The sequence below is a fragment of the Chryseobacterium nakagawai genome, assembly GCF_900637665.1.
Taxonomy (GTDB): domain Bacteria; phylum Bacteroidota; class Bacteroidia; order Flavobacteriales; family Weeksellaceae; genus Chryseobacterium; species Chryseobacterium nakagawai.
The window spans coordinates 1,455,694-1,472,776 of record NZ_LR134386.1 but is presented as its reverse complement, the minus strand read 5'-3'; the positions used below and the strand labels follow the sequence as shown (position 1 = coordinate 1,472,776).

Below are 17,083 nucleotides of genomic sequence, written 5' to 3'. Positions count from 1 at the left end.
AATGAACTAAAACTGTTTGGCGAGCGGGCATCTTTGCATAAAATTTCACTAAGATGTCACGAGAAAGTCTTTTTCTAACAAAAGCAGCATTTTTTCTTTTGGGCCCTTTCGCCTTTGCACAAACCTCAGTTCACGGAACTGTAGTAGACAGCCAGGGAAACCTACCCAATGCCTTGGTATATATTGAGAATAGCAGTCAAAAGGTTACCTCCAATACTGATGGATCTTTTGTTCTGAATAATATTCATGATGGCAACTACAACCTTGTTGTAGAATACAAAGGATATGATACCGTTTACATTCCTTTTAACGTAGCAGACAAAAAGGAAGTTGATCTTGGATTGGTTAAATTCGGAGCCAGACTTAAGGAAAACAGTATTCAGGAAGTAGTGGTTACCAGTGTTTACAAAGCCTCGCAAGCCAGAGCCATCACGATGAAGAAAAATTCTAATACCATCACGGAAGTTCTTTCTGCTGATGCCATTGGAAAACTTCCGGATCGTAATGCAGCAGATGCCGTACAAAGGATGCAGGGAGTATCCATTGAGCGTGATATGGGGGAAGGACGCTTTGTGGCTGTAAGGGGAACACCTATACAATGGACAGCTTCTACTTTAAATGGCAACAGAATGCCTAGTGCGAGCGGAGATAATGCCAATCGCGGGGTGCAAATGGATATTTTCCCATCAGAACTTATTCAGAATGTTCGCTTATCTAAAGCTTTAACTCCGGATTTGGATGGAGATGCTATTGGCGGAAATGTAGATTTCATTACCAAAACCTCTCCCAATAAGGAAATTCTAGCGATCAGTATGTCTTCCGGGTATGTTAATATGTCAAAATCGCCAACGTATAATTCCTCTATTGTCTACGGAAACAAGATTACCAATAAACTGAAATTTATCTCTTCTGCTGTGATCTGGGAGCGCTCTACCGCTATAGATCAAATGAGAAATATTTTTAACTACGGACTGAAAGATAAAACAGCCTCCTACTCTATCAATCAGCTGCAGGTTCGCGATTATTTAGCCAACCGGAGAACACTCGGATTTAATATGGGATTGGATTATGAAATAAACAGCAGGAATAAACTCTATTTTAAAGGCTTATACAGCCAATATAAAGATGGTCAATCTGTAAGGGAAACCTATTTTAATTTTGACAATAAAAATGTAACGCTTCAAGCACGCCATGCGGATTACCTTACCGATCTGTATTCTATGCAACTGGGTGGAAATCATCAGGTAGGACAGCGTCTGGAAGTAAACTGGTCCTTATCCAAAGCACGTTCAGAGTTCAGATTCAATTCTCCGGAAAATCTGGACAAAAATGAAAGAGGTTATCCTATGGTCAATTTTATACAACCTATGACCTACGGAAACCTTTCTGCAGATGGAAGAAAATATCTGGCAATGGATGCTCCAGAAGGTGTTGGAGATACCGGAAGCTTCACTTTACCTTATAACCAACAGACTATAGCAGCAGATCAATTAAGATTAAACCAAATCATCCTCAGTAAGAACCACAACAGCGAAACAGATCTTAGAGGACAGGTAGATTTAAAGTATAAAGTATCCGATAATTTTGAGCTTAAATTTGGAACAAAATACAACAATAAGAACAAAAATGTAGACAGTTCTTTACTGGTATGGATGCCTAAATCCTCTCTTGGAATTCCCGGAACTCCTGTAACTTATATCAATCAACTTGAACGTGAAGCTTTTCCTTACAGAGGTGGTTTCATGAATCCTCTTGGAAGTCCTTATAACTCAGCTATTATTAATCAGATTACCAACGGACAGATCGATCAGATGTACAATCCCGCGACACAGAATAGTTTAGGACTGATGCAAGTAAGTAGCAAAGACAGTAGTTCCAATATCACGAGTTCTTACCGAGGAACTGAAAATGTATGGGCAGCTTATATGATGGGAACCTGGAAAGTGACCAATCAGCTTCAGGTATTGGGAGGTTTCAGAAATGAATATAATGACATTACATTCTGGGGTAAAAAAGTAGTTTCAGACAAGGATAATAAAACGGAAGATATTAAAGACAGTAAAACCTACAATGTAGTGCTTCCTATGGTTAATTTGAAATGGAATATCAGCAATGATCGGATTCTAAGACTAGCTTACACCCGTTCTTTTGCAAGACCTGATTTCAATGACCTGAATCCCGGAACCATCGTTAATGATATCACCAACACCATCACTCAGGGAAATACTAAACTTGATCCTACATTTTCCAACAACTTTGATCTTATGTTCGAGAATTATTTTGGAAAACTGGATCTGATTACCGCAGGAGTGTTCTACAAAGACATCACCAATCTCATTTATAAAGATCAGTCAGTAACAGATATTGGAGGCAGAACTTACACTTTTACTGCTCCTAAAAACCTGGAAGGAGCTACATTATTTGGTTTTGAGTTTGGAATTTCCAAACGTTTTGAAAACCTGCCTGGATTTTTGAAAAATTTAGGTTTTGAAGGGAACTATACCTACATCTCTTCCAGGATGAATATGCCAATCTATGAAAACGGTCAGCAGACAGGTACCATGTCCACTACAATCCCCAACCAGGCTAAACATATTTTCAATACCATCTTGTTTTACGAAACCAGTAAACTGATGCTTCGGATTGCAGGGAACTATAAAGGGAACTATGTAAGTGAAATCAGGGCTGCAGCAGGCGCAGATCACTACCAATACTTCGATAAAAACTTTACAATAGATCTTTCTACCTCATATAGTATTTCAAAGAAAGTCCGGTTATTTTTGGAGCTTAACAATATTTTCAATGAACCCAACCGCTATTATATGGGTACCAAAGACCGTGTAGAGAATATTTCCTACTCAGGAATGCGTGGACAAATAGGATTCACTTACAACTTCTAATTAAAATTTATTCATCAATGAAAAAGTATATATTTGGTGCTGCATTTTGTATGACAGCATTATTACAGGCACAGAATCAATGTAAAAATCCAGCGATCAACCAATTGCAGATTGTGGGAACTCACAATTCATATGCTCAACCGGCAGATCCCAAAGTATTGGATATGGTGAATCCAATCATTAAAGGAATGATGCAAAAATATGATAGCATGATGTCTGAAGAGCAAAAAGCAAAGTTCAAAGAATATCACCCTAACGGAATGGATATAAAAGAAGGATTGAACTACAACCATCCGGATTTCACAGAACAACTCAACGCTAATCTTCGCGGCTTGGAGATAGACGTTTATTATGATCCGGAAGGTAACAGATTCAGTCATCCTGCCTCATATGAAGCTTTAAAAGCAAAAGGAATAACAGATTTAGCTCCTTTCAATACCCAAGGACTGGATCAGCCTGGGTTTAAAGTATTGCACATGGCTGATATTGATTTCAGAACTCATTATCCCACTTTAAAAGACGCACTTACTACTCTTAAAATATGGTCTGATCAACATCTAGGGCATACTCCGGTTTTTATGATGATTGAAGCAAAAGATTCAGGATTTCCTATTCTTGAAAACAGCACGAAGGTTTTACCATTTGATAAAAAGGCTTACGATGATCTGGATGCTGAAATTGTAAAATATTTGGGAAAGGATAAAATCATTACCCCAAAAGAAGTCCAGGGAAAATACAGCACATTAAAAGAAGCAGTTACCCATAATAACTGGCCAAAACTGAATGACAGCAAAGGGAAATTCATCTTTATGCTGCTACCCGGAAGTGCAGGAACCTTATCCTCTAAAAACAATCCTTATCTCATCAATGACTCATTAAAAGAAAGAGTCATGTTTCTGAACAGTGAACCCGATGATTCTTTCGCTGGTTTCATATTACGGGATAATGCCATTGTTAGGCAAAAAGAAATTCAGGAACTGGTAAAGCAGGGGTACATCGTAAGAACAAGGTCAGATATTGAGACCTATGAAGCCAAGGTCAATGATTTTACCCGGTCCAAAGCAGCCTTTAGCAGCGGTGCACAGATTATTTCTACCGATTTTTTTCATCCGGGAAATACTTACGGTACTCCTTATTTTGTACAGCCTCCTCAGGGAAAAGACTATTTTAATAATCCTGTCAATACTTCATGTAAGTAAATTAAAACCGGTTCTGTTCCAGAACCGGTTTTAATTTATTGCTGGAATTTTTTATATTTTATTGTTATCGGAGATAATCTGACCTTCTTTAATCGTTTGAAGCATTTGTATGCAAAGTTATAATAAGTTTCCCCTCCCCAATTCTTATCATTTTAATTGCTTGGATTTCCTGTAAGACAAAAGTCTTTAAAGAATATATCAAAACTCCAGGTAACCAAAACTATGAGGGTATAAAACAAAAAAAGTCTTCTATTTCTAGAAGACTTTTTGCGATCCGGACGGGACTCGAACCCGCGACCTCCGCCGTGACAGGGCGGCATTCTAACCAGCTGAACTACCGGATCAATTTTTTTAAAAGAAATTGAGAAAACTTCTGCGATCCGGACGGGACTCGAACCCGCGACCTCCGCCGTGACAGGGCGGCATTCTAACCAGCTGAACTACCGGATCAATTTTTTTAAAAGAAATTGAGAAAACTTCTGCGATCCGGACGGGACTCGAACCCGCGACCTCCGCCGTGACAGGGCGGCATTCTAACCAGCTGAACTACCGGATCAATTTTTTTAAAAGAAATTGAGAAAACTTCTGCGATCCGGACGGGACTCGAACCCGCGACCTCCGCCGTGACAGGGCGGCATTCTAACCAGCTGAACTACCGGATCATTTTTTTAAAAGTAATGAAAAAACTTTATGCGATCCGGACGGGACTCGAACCCGCGACCTCCGCCGTGACAGGGCGGCATTCTAACCAGCTGAACTACCGGATCATGTTTTTTTTGTGAAAGAACGTCGTTTCTTTTTCGTGGTTGCAAAATTACACCTTTTTTTATTACCTGCAAATTATTTTCAAAAAAAATGCCTCCCAATCGTGGAAGGCATTCATTATCAAACTTATTTTTTTATAAGTGAGCGCTTAGTTTTTCAGCGATTACCTCTTTTGGAGCCACACCTACTAATTTATCTACTACTTCTCCGTTCTTAAAAATAAGAACGGTAGGGATATTTCTAATACCATACTGCATTGAAATCTCCTGGTTGTTGTCTACATCCACTTTCCCTACTATTGCTTTCCCTTCAAAATCTGATGCTACTTCCTCGATGATTGGTCCTAACGTTCTGCAAGGTCCACACCATACTGCCCAGAAGTCTACTAAAACTGGTTTATCTGATTTTAAAACCGTATCCTGGAATGAGCTGTCTGTAATTTCTAAAGCCATTTTGTTTCTTTTATTTTAATTAATATTATTTTCTTTTCAATTCTATTGAGTGTTCAAAATTACGACTTTTACATCATAAGCCTATCTATGCTCAACATTAGTTTTTTCTATAGCATAGTCTTTTGAAATCTCTTTTAAAGCATCTACTAATGCGTCTATATCAGCCTTTGTAGTCATATGACTAAAAGAAATACGTAACGGTGTACAATGATCCATTTCGTCCTCAGAAAGGACCATCATCATCACCATTGAAGGCTTGGAAGCTCCGGAAGAACATGCACTTCCCTGAGAAATAGCAATTCCTTTCATATCCAGTTGAAGACCAATTAATGGGTTTTTATAAGGTAATAATGCACTTAAAACCGTATAAAGACTGTTTTCTTTTTCAGCACTCCTTCCATTGAATTTTATCCCTCTAACTTCAGCAGATAATCTTTCAATAGTGTAATCCTTGATTTCCTGCATATGCTGGGTATATTCGTTCATATGATCCAGAGAAAGCTCTAAAGCTTTACCCAATCCTACAATACCACAAACATTTTCAGTTCCTGCTCTCAGACTTCTTTCCTGAGGTCCTCCGGTAATAATTCCTTTTAAACCTGTTGATTTTCTGATGTAAGCAAAGCCTGAACCTTTTGGTCCATGAAACTTGTGCGCACTACATGAAGCGAAATCTACAGGAATATCTGAGAAATCAAGATTCATGTGAGCCATCGTCTGTACCGTATCCGAATGGAAAAGGGCTTTGTGCTCTTTACAAAGCTCAGCTACTTTTTTAAGATCCATAAGGTTACCAATCTCATTATTGGCATGCATTAAACTTACCAAAGTCTTTTTATCTGAAGCTTTTAATAATTCTTCTAATTTATTAAGATCAATATCTCCTTTTTCATTAGGGCGGATATAATTTACTTCTACTCCTTTTCTCGCTTTCATATCCAGAATACTTTCAGAAACACATTTATGTTCCAAAGGCGAGCTGATGATTCTTTCTACTCCAAGATGCTCTACCGAGGATTTGATAATCATATTATTGGATTCTGTTCCACAGGAAGTGAAAATGATTTCAGCAGGAGTTACATGAAGATAGTCTGCAACCTGTCTTCTTACATTTTCAATAAGGATTTTGGCTTCCTGTCCAAAGCTATGAGTTGAAGACGGATTTCCGAAGTTCATCTTCATCGTACCAACCATTGCATCGATCACTTCTTCTGCAAGCGGAGTGGTTGCTGCATTATCTAAATATATTTTATCCATTATTATTTTGAATATTTTAATTCTACGGAGGTAAACTGGTAATTTGCAGGAACGGCAAAAACGAACCAAGGATTGGAAAGCACCTGAATTTCCATTCCACCGGAAGGCTCTCCAGCTGGTACTTCTACATACAGGACATTATTCTTTACAGATACCCCTTTAATTTCATTGATACTATGGCTACCTGATCTGAAACTCCCAAGATTGTATACAATAACTTTCTTGTCTTTAGGGAATTTCGGATAATTGGATACAGTATCCTTTCCTTCTTCTATAACTTGAAAACCTACTTTTCCCAAAGCAAGGTATTCTTTTTCGTCTCTAATGATCCTGAAACCTGGCTGCTCGGCACCCCCTTGAGAGTTGGTTACCAGAAGTTCTGCTTTCTGCTGCATATCAGACAATTTTTGTTGAGATGTTGTTGTACTTGCGCAGCTCATCAGAATGGCTGTACATGCAATTAACAGACTTTTCATTTTTTTCACTTTTATCACCCAAAATTAGTGAAAAAATTGGTAATGTCCCTCATTTGCCCACTTCAACATTGGCTTATCCCCAGAAGTATCCCCGAATGCAATAATTTTATCATATCTGGAATCGTGAATTTGTTCTTTTATTCGTACCAGTTTTTCTTTACCATTGCAATTTTTTCCAATGAAGTTTCCTGTGAAGACACCGTTCTTAAACTCCGCCCGCGTAGAAATAAGCTGCATTTTCAACACTTCGGCGAAAGGTTTTACCCAAATATCCAAAGAAGCCGTTACCAATAAACTTTGTGTATGATCCCTATCGATATTTTGAATAAAATCCAGTGCATTTTCCCTTACAATTTTGGGGTAATGCAATTCAAAGAATTGTTTGGATTTTAATTCTATTTTTTCCTGACTCTGTCCCTTTAAAATAGATCCGATAAAGCTTTTCTTCACTTTCTCCGTTTCTGCCAATTTAAGCTTCAATAGGATAAAAAGCGGTACATGCTTTAAAAATTGTATTCTATATTTTGTAGAATCGTAAAATTTAAGATACATAAACATAGTATCCTTATACGTAAGGGTTCCGTCAAAATCAAAACAATACAACTTTTTCATTTTTTTAAAGCTTTAATTTTTTAAATATAAACTCAGGGATATTCCTGATAATCATCATGATAATACTCCAAATCGGCAAAACATATGCCACATTCTTCTGTTTTTTGAACGCTTTATAAATACAAGCTGCTGCCTGCTTGGGCGTTGCCGTTAATTTAGGATTTAAGGGCAGACCTTCTGTCATTTTAGTCGCCATAAACCCAGGTTTTATGGTCAGTACATGCACTTTTTTACTAAAAAGATAATTTCTGAGTCCACTCAGATATGCTGTAAAAGCAGCCTTTGCACTTCCGTAAATAAAATTACTCTGTCTTCCACGATCTCCTGCCACTGATGAAAGCCCGATGATTGTTCCTGATCTTCTGCTTTCAAATTTATGGGCAAAATAATTCATTACCGGAATCAGCTTAGAGTAATTGATATTAATGATACGCTCTGTATTCTTATTATCATACAATCCTTCCTCTGTTCCTTCGCCTAAATATCCTACGGCACAAAATAATACATTTGAATTGATATAATCAAATCTGTTATAATCTATTTCTTTCATCAGATCCAGTTCTATTACTTCGGACTGCTGCAGAAATTTTACATCAATATGTCTTGCAAACCTTTCTGTAGTTTCTCTATTTGAGGTAAAAAGATAGATTTTTTCAAACTTTTCTCCTTCCTGAAGTGCTTTTTCCACAAAAGCCTGTGCCACTTCAGATGTACTTCCCAGAACTATCATTATGAATTGTTGTTTAAGATTCTCTTGTGCTGTAAAGACACAAATTTAGGACTTCGAATATTTTTCAGGTAATTAGTTAATGAGGATCTGCTCATGCTGTCTTTGGTAAGATAAATTCTTCCTCCGAACTCCTGAACAATACTATCTAACTGATCTACCAGCTTTTTCAGTTTTGAATTGACTTTAAAATCCAGTGCCAATGTATACCCTTCCACAGGGAAAGAATTGTAAGCCTCCGGATTATTCTTTCCGAAAAGTTTCAATACGGCTAAGAATGAACCGTTCCCACTGTTAGCAATCGTTTCAAGAATTCTCTTCATTCCTTCTTTTCCTGCTTCTTTCGGAATTACCATCTGATATTGTATGAAACCTGATTTACCATAGATCTTATTCCATTCATTGATGGCATCCAAAGGATAGAAAAACGTTTCGTAATCAATAAAGTTCTTAACTTCTTTTTTGGATTGTTTTTTATAATACAGCCAGTTAAAAATCTTTACCGTCAGGGCATTCAATACAAATCCCGGAAAATAAAAAGGAACAGTAGGCTGTAACTTTTTCTTTAATCTTAAGGGAGTTTTTCCCATACTCTGAGGCAATTCATGCTGGAAAGCATGTTCTCCCCTCATCAGAATACTCCTTCCGATATTTTTTCCTTTCTGAAGGCAATCAATCCACGCTACGGTATACGTCCAGCTTTCACTTTCGTCAAACAGCTTAAAAATCTCATCAAGATTGTCTGCTTTAATACTCTCCTGGCGAATATAAGCAGATTCTATATTTTTAAGCTTAAATTTTGCGGTCAGAATGATTCCTGTAAGTCCCATTCCGCCAATCGTAGCCCAGAACTTTTCTGAATTTTCTTCTCTTGAACAGGTAATAATTTCCCCGTTCTCAATCATCAGTTTAAATTCGATCACATATTCTGAAAAACAGCCTTCTGCGTGGTGATTCTTTCCGTGTACATCAGAAGCAATAGCTCCTCCCACAGAAACAAATTTTGTCCCTGGAGTTACATAGAGGAAATACCCTTGTGGAACTGATATTTCGAGTACATCCGAAAGCAATACTCCAGATTCACATTCTATGATCCCGTTCAAACGATCAAAACTGATAAATTTATTTAATTTTTTGGTGGAAAATATACTTTCCCCCAATGAGGCATCTCCATAACATCTTCCGTTTCCTCTTGCAATAACTTCATTGTGGTTGAGTACGAACTCTTTTATATTTTTGAAGCTATCCTCAGATCTCATTTCTTTTTCCACTACCGGGAAATTGCCCCAGTTTGTAACTTTCTGTGTGAAATTTGGCTTCATTTCTTAAAGTAAATTTGAATTAAAAATGTGGCCACCCAAAGTAATAAAGTAACCTGTATATAACGGTCTCTGTACACAATTTTTGTGGGAGATTCTGTTCTGTTGTACACCAGGGTCTGCTGCAGATATCTTAAAAGAGCAAATACAACAAAAACTACTGTATAAAAAACTCTTTCATGGAATCTTGCCTGTACTTCCGGTGAAAGGGTAAACATCAGATAACAAACAATTGCCAGGGTGATGGATATAGATAATGCAATGTCAGCAAACTGTACATTATAACCATCCAGGGCCTTTCTAGTTTTTCCTGAAACCTGAGCATTAATAAGTTCTCCTCTCCTCTTCCCGATGGCTAATACCAAAGCCAGCACAAAAGTTAATAAAATTGCCCATTGGGAGATACTGATCCCTGTAATGTAACCGCCTGCCAGAACACGCAGTACAAATCCTATGGCAATAATAAAAATATCGATGATCGGAACATGTTTTAATCTGAATGTATAGGCAAGATTCATCACTACATAAAAAGCGATAATCGTTGCAAATTTCCATAACGGCTGATGGAAATAAAGCTGAGCAAAACCAACAAAAGCTATATCCGCAATCAGAAGTCCAATGAGAATTCCTATTGCTGTAGATTTTGAAATGGCACCACTCGCCAGCGGGCGTCTTCTTTTTTCGGGATGTTTCCTATCTGCCTCAATATCATTATAATCATTCAGAATATAAACAACACTTGCTGCAAATGAGAAGATGATAAAAGCAAAGATACTTTTGGTAAGTAAATCAAAATTGGTAATATTACCAGAGAAAAATAGAGGGACAAATACAAAAAGGTTTTTCACCCATTGCTCCACCCGGAGCAGCTTTAAATATTTTTTCATTTATGTTATTTCAATTACAAAAATAATAAATTCAAAATTGACAGGTATAAAAATACAAAAAAAACCGCCGGGGCGGTCTTTTACGAAAATATTTATATATTAAATTAATTACTGCCCTTGCTTGGCATCATTAATCATTTTCTCGTTTGCAGTAATAGCAAATTCAACTCTTCTGTTTTTAGCTCTTCCTTCATCTGTATCGTTGCTTGCAACCGGCATATTTTTACCTTCACCTTTTGTGAACATTCTGCTTCCTGCCAATCCTTTTCCTACTAAGTAAGCTTTTACAGCATCTGCTCTTCTTTGAGAAAGAGCCATGTTGTAAGCATCCTTACCTACACTGTCTGTGTGTCCGTAGATATTGATGTTAGTATCAGGATTATCAGCCAATACTTTAGCTAATTTATCTAAGTTACTTTGCGCTACAGAAGTAAGATTTGAAGAGTCGAAAGCGAAGTTTACGATACTTTCATTCATCGTAACTTTAATACCATCTCCTACTCTTTCTACCTGAGCACCTGGTAAAGTTTCTTTAATATCTTTTGCCTGCTTATCCATTTTGTTACCGATAACGTTACCTGCAACACCACCGATAATACCACCTAATACAGCACCAATAGCACCGTTACCTCCTCTTCCTACATTATTTCCAAGGATACCTCCCAGTACAGCACCTGAAGCGACACCTACAGCAGTACCTCTTTGTTGGTGATTTGAATTCTGAACCGCTTCACAACTTGTCAACAATAATGCTGATGACAAGAAAAGAGCTCCTACGTATGTTTTAGTAAATTTCATTTTTTTAATCTTTTATGTTATTTAAATTATTTCATTCCAGTTCTTTCGAAATTGTAAACTACTTTTACATTTCCGCCTTCAAATGGAACGTCTTGCTGAAGAGAAAACTGATCTGTGCTTTGGTTAATTACTGATAAAGTATATCCTGCAATATTCTGTTTTGCTTTTGTACCTGCAAGAACTTTTTTAAACATAAATGTATCACCATTCTTGATTTCAAACTTGATGGGCTGTGTAATTGCCGGACAACTTCCTCCTCCGTTCAGGGTATAAGCACCTGTCCAGTTGTTCGGAATTAATCTCCAGTGGCTTCCTACGAAACACTGCGCATCTGCCCCTTCGTCAAAAGGCTTAATTTTATAACCTTTGTCGTAGTCTATGCTCACAATCTGCCAGTCTCCTTTTAATTTAAGAAAGTCGGCTCTCTGATTCTGAGATGTAGCTGCGTTATTCACAGAGGAACAAGACACTGCAAAAAGTGATGTTCCTAACATCCCTGCAAGTAGTAACTTTTTCATTTTGTTGTTTATTATTTTGTTACATTAAAGTTACAAAAAACCGTGCCAAAATTGTATTTAAAAAATAAAAAAGTCCGAAAAATTTCGGACTTTTTTATTAGCTATTTAAAAATGAATATTTTAACATTTTTATTGAAGAAAACAAAACAGCGTCGTATTGCGGTTTATCTCAGTTGTCTCCAAGCATTCCATTCATAAAATGGATATTATAATCATTTACGAATAATTATTTTTTAACAGCTTTAGCTGCTTTTTTAACAACAGGCACTTTGCTTCCGCTATAGAAGTTATTATAAGCGTATTCAGCTGCCTTTTTCACATCTATAACTCCTCCTGCAGCAGAAAAATCAGTAAAACCATTAGCTGAACTCAGATTGCTTGATTTTTTCAATGCTTCAATAATCTGGTCAGGTTTAAGGTTCGGCATATAAGCCAACAGAACTGCTGCTGCTCCGGATACTACCGGAGAAGCCATAGATGTTCCATCCAAATACTCATACTTACTTCCTTTAACGGTTGAATATATTCTTTCTCCCGGAGCAAAAACATCTACCATTTTCTTATTGAAGTTGGAGAAGCTTGCTCTTAGTGCATTGTTATTATTTGTACTTGCTCCTACCACGATCACGTTATTGACAAATGGTTTGTCATCATTAACATTTTTATAGTTGGTAGGATATGCTAAATGTTCGGCTACATCTTCATTCTCATTACCTGCTGCTTTCACTAAAAGAACTCCTTTATCTTCGGCATATTTAAAGGCATCCCAAACTACATTTTTACCTGGAGAAACCGGTTTACCAAAACTCATGTTCAGGATTTTAGCACCGTTATCTACAGCGTATCTGATCGCATTGGCAACGTCTTTATCCCTTTCATCACCATCAGGAACGGCTCTTACAGTCATAATTTTAGCCACTCTTGAAGCAATACCATGTTGGATTTCTTTTCCTTGTGGAAGTCCTGCAATAATTCCGGCTACGTGTGTTCCATGTTCTGCATCAGGTCCTTCATAATGATTGTTCCCGTAATTCTTTTCAGAATAATCATCATAATTATCTCCTACTATTTCTTTTCTAGGATCATATGAAAGGTCATATTGTTTTGCTGCCGGTGCAAAATGATCGATGGCCTCTTTCATATCCTTTTTCATCCTCTCTTCAAATTCAGCAGAAGATTTTCCTTTAAAATCAGGATTTTGAGAAACCTGGCCTAAAATCTCTAAAGCAATGGCATCCTTTTGATCTGTAGGCTTTTTAATGGCTGCAATAGTTTCAGCAGTTACCGGTTTCCCTGCCAGTAGTTTCACCATATTAGGGATCAGCTCATTGATCATAGAGTATGTTCTGAAATTCTGCTGAGACTCGACACTTTTCTTTGTGAAAAGATCTTTAGCTTTCATATACATGGCAAAGTCTTCTGGCATTTTAGCCTGATTTGCCTTGTTCTTCGCAGAGTCATCTCCTTCAAAAAGAGGTTTATATTTAGCAACAACTCTTGTTACTTCCATATTATCGATGTCAATATCACCATTTTTCCCTCCAATAAAGTTCCATCCGTGAATATCATCGATATATCCGTTTCCATCATCATCTTTACCGTTTCCAGGTATTTCATTAGGGTTAGTCCACATATTTTTCACCAATCCCGGATGATCTACCTGAACGCCACTATCCAAAACTCCAACGATTACTGTCTTAGGCTTTAATCCTTTTGATTCCAGATATTTATATGCATTTTCAGTATTAACACCATATACTTTTGAAGTCGCAAAATCTTTGTGATACCACATCATCAGATTTTTATCTTCATTGGGGTCAACACTTTTAGCTTTCGACTCCTGTGCAAAGGAGAATCCAAAACCCGTTAAAAAAACTGCAGCTAATAATACCTTTTTCATATATTGATATTTGTTTTAAAGTCATATACAACCGTCATCTGTTTTTGTAATCTATACTGATAGTGACAATCCTATATTAATGTTTTATATTTTTTATGTAAACAAGCGATTCAGGACCTTTGTTACAGATAAGATCCAAAACCGATAAATCTTTTAAAAATCCTAATTTGTCTGAGAAGGTCTGATAATAGCTTTCCATCTCAAATTCTGAAGGATGTTTTGCAGAAAATTTTTCTCTGAAACTAATCCCTTCCGGATTTTTGATATATTCTTCATTCAAAGAGTGTGCCTTTTCTGTTTTGAGTATCTGTTGAATGACTTCTAACCCTTTAAGGTTAAAATCTAAAAGAAACTTTTCCTTAAGATCAAAGATCTTTCTGAACTTATCTTCATAGTACTCAAAGTAAGGGGAGCTTTGATAAGCTGTCTGAATTGATTTCCAGTGAAGAGTTCTCCAATCTTCCCTATAAGAAATCTCAATATCTTTAAATTCTCTTTTTCCGTTATGGTTGATTGGAATAATGAGAGATAATTTCCCATTAGCCCCATAGATATTAGATCTGTTTCTATAGGTTTGTTTCGGGAAATTTTCAAACTGTTCCAATACAACTTCATTTTCAGCATCTAAAAACACTGAAAACCATGAAACCGGTGGCATATAAAATACCGGCAATAAAACATTCTTCATATTCATAATGCAAAAATGAAGTATTTTTTCAAATACTTCATTCTATTTTAAGTTTAATTTTATTTATAGTTCGTCTTCTGTCTTATTCTTTCTGAATAATTTCACGAAATACTCCCAACCGAAGAATAATATTAAAATCATGGCTGCAATCCACCAGTATGAAGTTTTATTAGCTTCTCCTGTATTGGTTGCTTTAAACATTCTGTCCCAACGGATTTTGAACGGTGCCTGATATGTAGAGCTGCTGTCTGCAAAAGCTCCTTGAAGACTCATCCATGTAAACATTGGTTTTCCAACGATATTTTCTTCTGGAACGAAACCAAAGAATCTTGCATCTAATGAAGCGTCTCTATTGTCTCCTACCATCATATAATAATCCTGTTGAATAGTATATTGGTTGGCTTCTTTTCCGTTAATAAAAATTTTCCCGTTTTTCTTTTCTAAGCTGTTGTGCTCATATTCGGAAATAATCCACTGGAACATTGGAAGGGTTTCGTTATTAATAGCTACCACATCTCCTTTCTTAGGAATTCTTACCGGACCATACCAATCCTGGTTCCAAGGTTTATTAACAGGGAAAATAGACTGTGTTGTATCAATTTTTGTTCTGGCTTCATCTCTATACGCTATGGCAGCTTCACCTTTCACCGAAACATCTTCTTTCATGTCTACTACATGAGGAAGCTCTTTAATATCTTTAGCAATCTTATCTGTAAGCCCTTGGAAACCATAAATAAATCCTCCGTTATTCTGCTGTATTTCTTGTACCGGCAAAAATCCGTAAGCTTTGTATAATGTAGGAATATCTAACTGGCTATCAGTAGTTACAATATATCTATGCTGTACTTCCTGATCTCCTAAAACTGTTTCCGGTTTTCCGTTGACGAAAAGTCTTCCGGCTCTCATTTCGAAAGTATCCCCTGCTGTTGCCACACATCTTTTTACATAAGGATCTTTTCTATCGATTGCCGTATGAACTGAATCCTGAGGATAGTTGAATACTACAACATCATTTCTCTGCGGCTTATTGAATTGTAAAATTCTTGTATAAGGTAATTTTACTCCGTCTACATAAGATTTAGGATCATCTTTTGGATTTCCTTTCTGCCCTGTATCCATAATCGTTCCCTGAAGGAAAGGTATCGCTAAAGGACGCATTGGAAGTCTGTATCCATAGCTCCATTTGTTTACGAAAAGAAAGTCTCCTACTAATAAGGTTCTCTCCATGGAACCTGTAGGAATTCCAAATGGCTGCGTTACAAAAACGTGAATAATCGTTGCAAATACAACGGCAAAAGTAATAGATCCAAGAAATGTATCTTTCTTTTTCGCTTCTTTTTCTTCATCAGTAAGAAACAGGTCATTTGCATTTTCATCTTCCAATTCCACATCTTTAGAATAGTTGATGGTTGCCATGTAGATGAACGGAAGAATCACTGTAAGGATCTGATCCTTGAAAAGCGTTTTTCCAAACTTCTTTACTAAATAAAGATGGAAAACAGACATCATGATTGGCCCTACAATCGGTAGATACGAAAGGATTGCCCACCATTTCGGATGTTTTGTTTCTTTTAAGATGATAAAATAGTTATAGAAAGGTATAAATGCAAATAAAGGACTATACCCCATTTTCTTAAACAACTTCCATGTTGAAATCCCCATTAATACTGATAAAATGAGGACATACACTGTATACGTTAAAAAATAATTCATAATTTTTTTGTGCCTGTTCTTATGATATAAATGATAAATGATGAGTAATAAATGATAACAGCTTTTCCGCTATTGACAATTCACTATTCATCATTTTCATATTGGTCTGCAATTTACAGAATTTGTTACAATTAAAGCCCTAAAACATCCTTCATTCCGAAGTTTCCTTTTTTATCTTTGATCCATTCGGCAGCGACTACTGCTCCTAATGCAAAGCCATTTCGGTTGAATGCGGTATGTTTGATCTCAATTTCATCCACTTCACTTCTGTAGAAAACACTGTGAGTTCCCGGAACTTCATCTTCACGAACAGCGAAAATCCCCAGTTGCTTACCTTCTGTTTCTTCCAGTTTCCAGGCGTCAAATTTCGGATTGTTATTAATGATCCCTTCTGCTATAGAAATTGCTGTTCCGCTTGGGGCATCTTTTTTATGGATATGGTGAATTTCTTCCAACTGACAAGAATATTCATTTACATTCTTCATGAGATCAGCCAGTTTTTCGTTTAAAGCAAAAAATAAGTTAACACCTAAACTAAAGTTTGAACCATATAAAAACGCTGTATCATTATCTACAGCAAGTTTTTCTATTTCAGCTTTTTTCTCCAGCCATCCTGTTGTTCCGCAGATTACCGGAATTTTATTCTCAAGGCAGGCTTTGATATTGTCATAGGCAACTTCCGGTAAGGAAAACTCAATAACAACATCTGGATTGTTAAGATTTTCAGCAGTTGGGGTTTCCTTAAGGCGAGCCACCACTTCGTGACCTCTTTTCTGTGCGATCTCATCAATGATCTTACCCATTTTACCGTAACCAACTAATGCTATTTTCATGTAATCTTTTTTATTTTGATTGTTACATTCTACCTTTCA

15 protein-coding genes and 5 tRNA genes are annotated in these 17,083 nt (G+C 36.8%); 2 read left to right on the top strand and 18 right to left on the bottom strand.

Annotated features, from left to right (window positions below):
- Positions 1 to 53 precede the first annotated feature (53 nt).
- Positions 54 to 2,900 (top strand): TonB-dependent receptor, encoded by a 2,847-nt coding sequence (locus EL260_RS06710; protein WP_123859461.1) that lies wholly within the window; start codon positions 54 to 56, stop codon positions 2,898 to 2,900.
- A gap of 17 nt (positions 2,901 to 2,917) precedes the next feature.
- Positions 2,918 to 4,099 (top strand): phosphatidylinositol-specific phospholipase C domain-containing protein, encoded by a 1,182-nt coding sequence (locus EL260_RS06705; RefSeq protein WP_123859459.1) that lies wholly within the window; start codon positions 2,918 to 2,920, stop codon positions 4,097 to 4,099.
- A 270-nt stretch (positions 4,100 to 4,369) separates the two neighbouring features.
- On the opposite strand, the gene EL260_RS06700 is transcribed toward EL260_RS06705, so the two are convergent.
- The 18 genes from EL260_RS06700 to dapB all read right to left on the bottom strand — a co-directional run bounded on the left by EL260_RS06700 (position 4,370) and on the right by dapB (position 17,044).
- A tRNA-Asp gene (locus EL260_RS06700) sits at positions 4,370 to 4,443 on the bottom strand.
- 32 nt (positions 4,444 to 4,475) lie between these two features.
- Positions 4,476 to 4,549 (bottom strand) — tRNA-Asp (locus EL260_RS06695).
- Positions 4,550 to 4,581: 32 nt separating this feature from the next.
- Positions 4,582 to 4,655, bottom strand: a tRNA-Asp gene (locus EL260_RS06690).
- Between the two features lie 32 nt (positions 4,656 to 4,687).
- Positions 4,688 to 4,761: transfer RNA gene (locus tag EL260_RS06685), tRNA-Asp, on the bottom strand.
- 31 nt (positions 4,762 to 4,792) lie between these two features.
- Positions 4,793 to 4,866 (bottom strand) — tRNA-Asp (locus EL260_RS06680).
- Between the two features lie 132 nt (positions 4,867 to 4,998).
- The gene (trxA, locus tag EL260_RS06675) at positions 4,999 to 5,316 is read right to left on the bottom strand and encodes a thioredoxin (RefSeq protein WP_047380983.1); all 318 of its coding nucleotides are present in this window, start codon (positions 5,314 to 5,316) and stop codon (positions 4,999 to 5,001) included.
- Between the two features lie 81 nt (positions 5,317 to 5,397).
- Positions 5,398 to 6,573, bottom strand: coding sequence for a cysteine desulfurase family protein (locus EL260_RS06670; RefSeq protein WP_123859458.1), 1,176 nt, complete (start codon positions 6,571 to 6,573; stop codon positions 5,398 to 5,400).
- A 2-nt stretch (positions 6,574 to 6,575) separates the two neighbouring features.
- Positions 6,576 to 7,049 (bottom strand): hypothetical protein, encoded by a 474-nt coding sequence (locus EL260_RS06665; RefSeq protein ID WP_123859456.1) that lies wholly within the window; start codon positions 7,047 to 7,049, stop codon positions 6,576 to 6,578.
- Between the two features lie 24 nt (positions 7,050 to 7,073).
- A complete protein-coding gene (locus EL260_RS06660; RefSeq protein WP_123859454.1) occupies positions 7,074 to 7,661 on the bottom strand; it encodes an HAD family hydrolase in 588 nt (195 codons plus the stop codon).
- A gap of 4 nt (positions 7,662 to 7,665) precedes the next feature.
- The gene (locus tag EL260_RS06655; RefSeq protein WP_123859453.1) at positions 7,666 to 8,391 is read right to left on the bottom strand and encodes an SDR family NAD(P)-dependent oxidoreductase; all 726 of its coding nucleotides are present in this window, start codon (positions 8,389 to 8,391) and stop codon (positions 7,666 to 7,668) included.
- Positions 8,391 to 9,710, bottom strand: a complete 1,320-nt coding sequence (locus EL260_RS06650; protein ID WP_123859451.1) for an FAD-binding oxidoreductase — start codon at positions 9,708 to 9,710, stop codon at positions 8,391 to 8,393. The genes EL260_RS06655 and EL260_RS06650 overlap by 1 nt, the downstream gene beginning before the upstream one ends.
- Complete coding sequence (locus tag EL260_RS06645; protein ID WP_123859449.1) at positions 9,707 to 10,594, bottom strand: decaprenyl-phosphate phosphoribosyltransferase; 888 nt, start codon at positions 10,592 to 10,594, stop codon at positions 9,707 to 9,709. Before EL260_RS06645 ends, EL260_RS06650 begins: the two co-directional genes overlap by 4 nt.
- A 108-nt stretch (positions 10,595 to 10,702) precedes the next feature.
- Complete coding sequence (locus EL260_RS06640; protein ID WP_123859448.1) at positions 10,703 to 11,392, bottom strand: OmpA family protein; 690 nt, start codon at positions 11,390 to 11,392, stop codon at positions 10,703 to 10,705.
- Between the two features lie 26 nt (positions 11,393 to 11,418).
- Positions 11,419 to 11,910 (bottom strand): lipocalin family protein, encoded by a 492-nt coding sequence (locus tag EL260_RS06635; protein WP_123859446.1) that lies wholly within the window; start codon positions 11,908 to 11,910, stop codon positions 11,419 to 11,421.
- A 226-nt stretch (positions 11,911 to 12,136) separates the two neighbouring features.
- A complete protein-coding gene (locus tag EL260_RS06630; RefSeq protein ID WP_123859444.1) occupies positions 12,137 to 13,810 on the bottom strand; it encodes a S8 family serine peptidase in 1,674 nt (557 codons plus the stop codon).
- Positions 13,811 to 13,886: 76 nt separating this feature from the next.
- On the bottom strand, positions 13,887 to 14,504 hold the full coding sequence (locus tag EL260_RS06625; protein ID WP_394343539.1) for a WbqC family protein: 618 nt from the start codon (positions 14,502 to 14,504) through the stop codon (positions 13,887 to 13,889).
- 57 nt (positions 14,505 to 14,561) lie between these two features.
- Positions 14,562 to 16,211 (bottom strand): signal peptidase I, encoded by a 1,650-nt coding sequence (lepB, locus tag EL260_RS06620; protein ID WP_123859440.1) that lies wholly within the window; start codon positions 16,209 to 16,211, stop codon positions 14,562 to 14,564.
- A 131-nt stretch (positions 16,212 to 16,342) separates the two neighbouring features.
- Positions 16,343 to 17,044, bottom strand: a complete 702-nt coding sequence (dapB, locus tag EL260_RS06615) for a 4-hydroxy-tetrahydrodipicolinate reductase (protein WP_123859439.1) — start codon at positions 17,042 to 17,044, stop codon at positions 16,343 to 16,345.
- Between the last annotated feature and the right edge of the window lie 39 nt (positions 17,045 to 17,083).

Coding starts and splice junctions, on each gene's coding strand:
- EL260_RS06710 (WP_123859461.1), top strand. CDS start 54: ATGTCACGAGAAAGTCTTTTTCTAACAAAAGCAGCATTTTTTCTTTTG.
- EL260_RS06705 (WP_123859459.1), top strand. CDS start 2,918: ATGAAAAAGTATATATTTGGTGCTGCATTTTGTATGACAGCATTATTA.
- trxA (WP_047380983.1), bottom strand. CDS start 5,316: ATGGCTTTAGAAATTACAGACAGCTCATTCCAGGATACGGTTTTAAAA.
- EL260_RS06670 (WP_123859458.1), bottom strand. CDS start 6,573: ATGGATAAAATATATTTAGATAATGCAGCAACCACTCCGCTTGCAGAA.
- EL260_RS06665 (WP_123859456.1), bottom strand. CDS start 7,049: ATGAAAAGTCTGTTAATTGCATGTACAGCCATTCTGATGAGCTGCGCA.
- EL260_RS06660 (WP_123859454.1), bottom strand. CDS start 7,661: ATGAAAAAGTTGTATTGTTTTGATTTTGACGGAACCCTTACGTATAAG.
- EL260_RS06655 (WP_123859453.1), bottom strand. CDS start 8,391: ATGATAGTTCTGGGAAGTACATCTGAAGTGGCACAGGCTTTTGTGGAA.
- EL260_RS06650 (WP_123859451.1), bottom strand. CDS start 9,710: ATGAAGCCAAATTTCACACAGAAAGTTACAAACTGGGGCAATTTCCCG.
- EL260_RS06645 (WP_123859449.1), bottom strand. CDS start 10,594: ATGAAAAAATATTTAAAGCTGCTCCGGGTGGAGCAATGGGTGAAAAAC.
- EL260_RS06640 (WP_123859448.1), bottom strand. CDS start 11,392: ATGAAATTTACTAAAACATACGTAGGAGCTCTTTTCTTGTCATCAGCA.
- EL260_RS06635 (WP_123859446.1), bottom strand. CDS start 11,910: ATGAAAAAGTTACTACTTGCAGGGATGTTAGGAACATCACTTTTTGCA.
- EL260_RS06630 (WP_123859444.1), bottom strand. CDS start 13,810: ATGAAAAAGGTATTATTAGCTGCAGTTTTTTTAACGGGTTTTGGATTC.
- EL260_RS06625 (WP_394343539.1), bottom strand. CDS start 14,504: ATGAATATGAAGAATGTTTTATTGCCGGTATTTTATATGCCACCGGTT.
- lepB (WP_123859440.1), bottom strand. CDS start 16,211: ATGAATTATTTTTTAACGTATACAGTGTATGTCCTCATTTTATCAGTA.
- dapB (WP_123859439.1), bottom strand. CDS start 17,044: ATGAAAATAGCATTAGTTGGTTACGGTAAAATGGGTAAGATCATTGAT.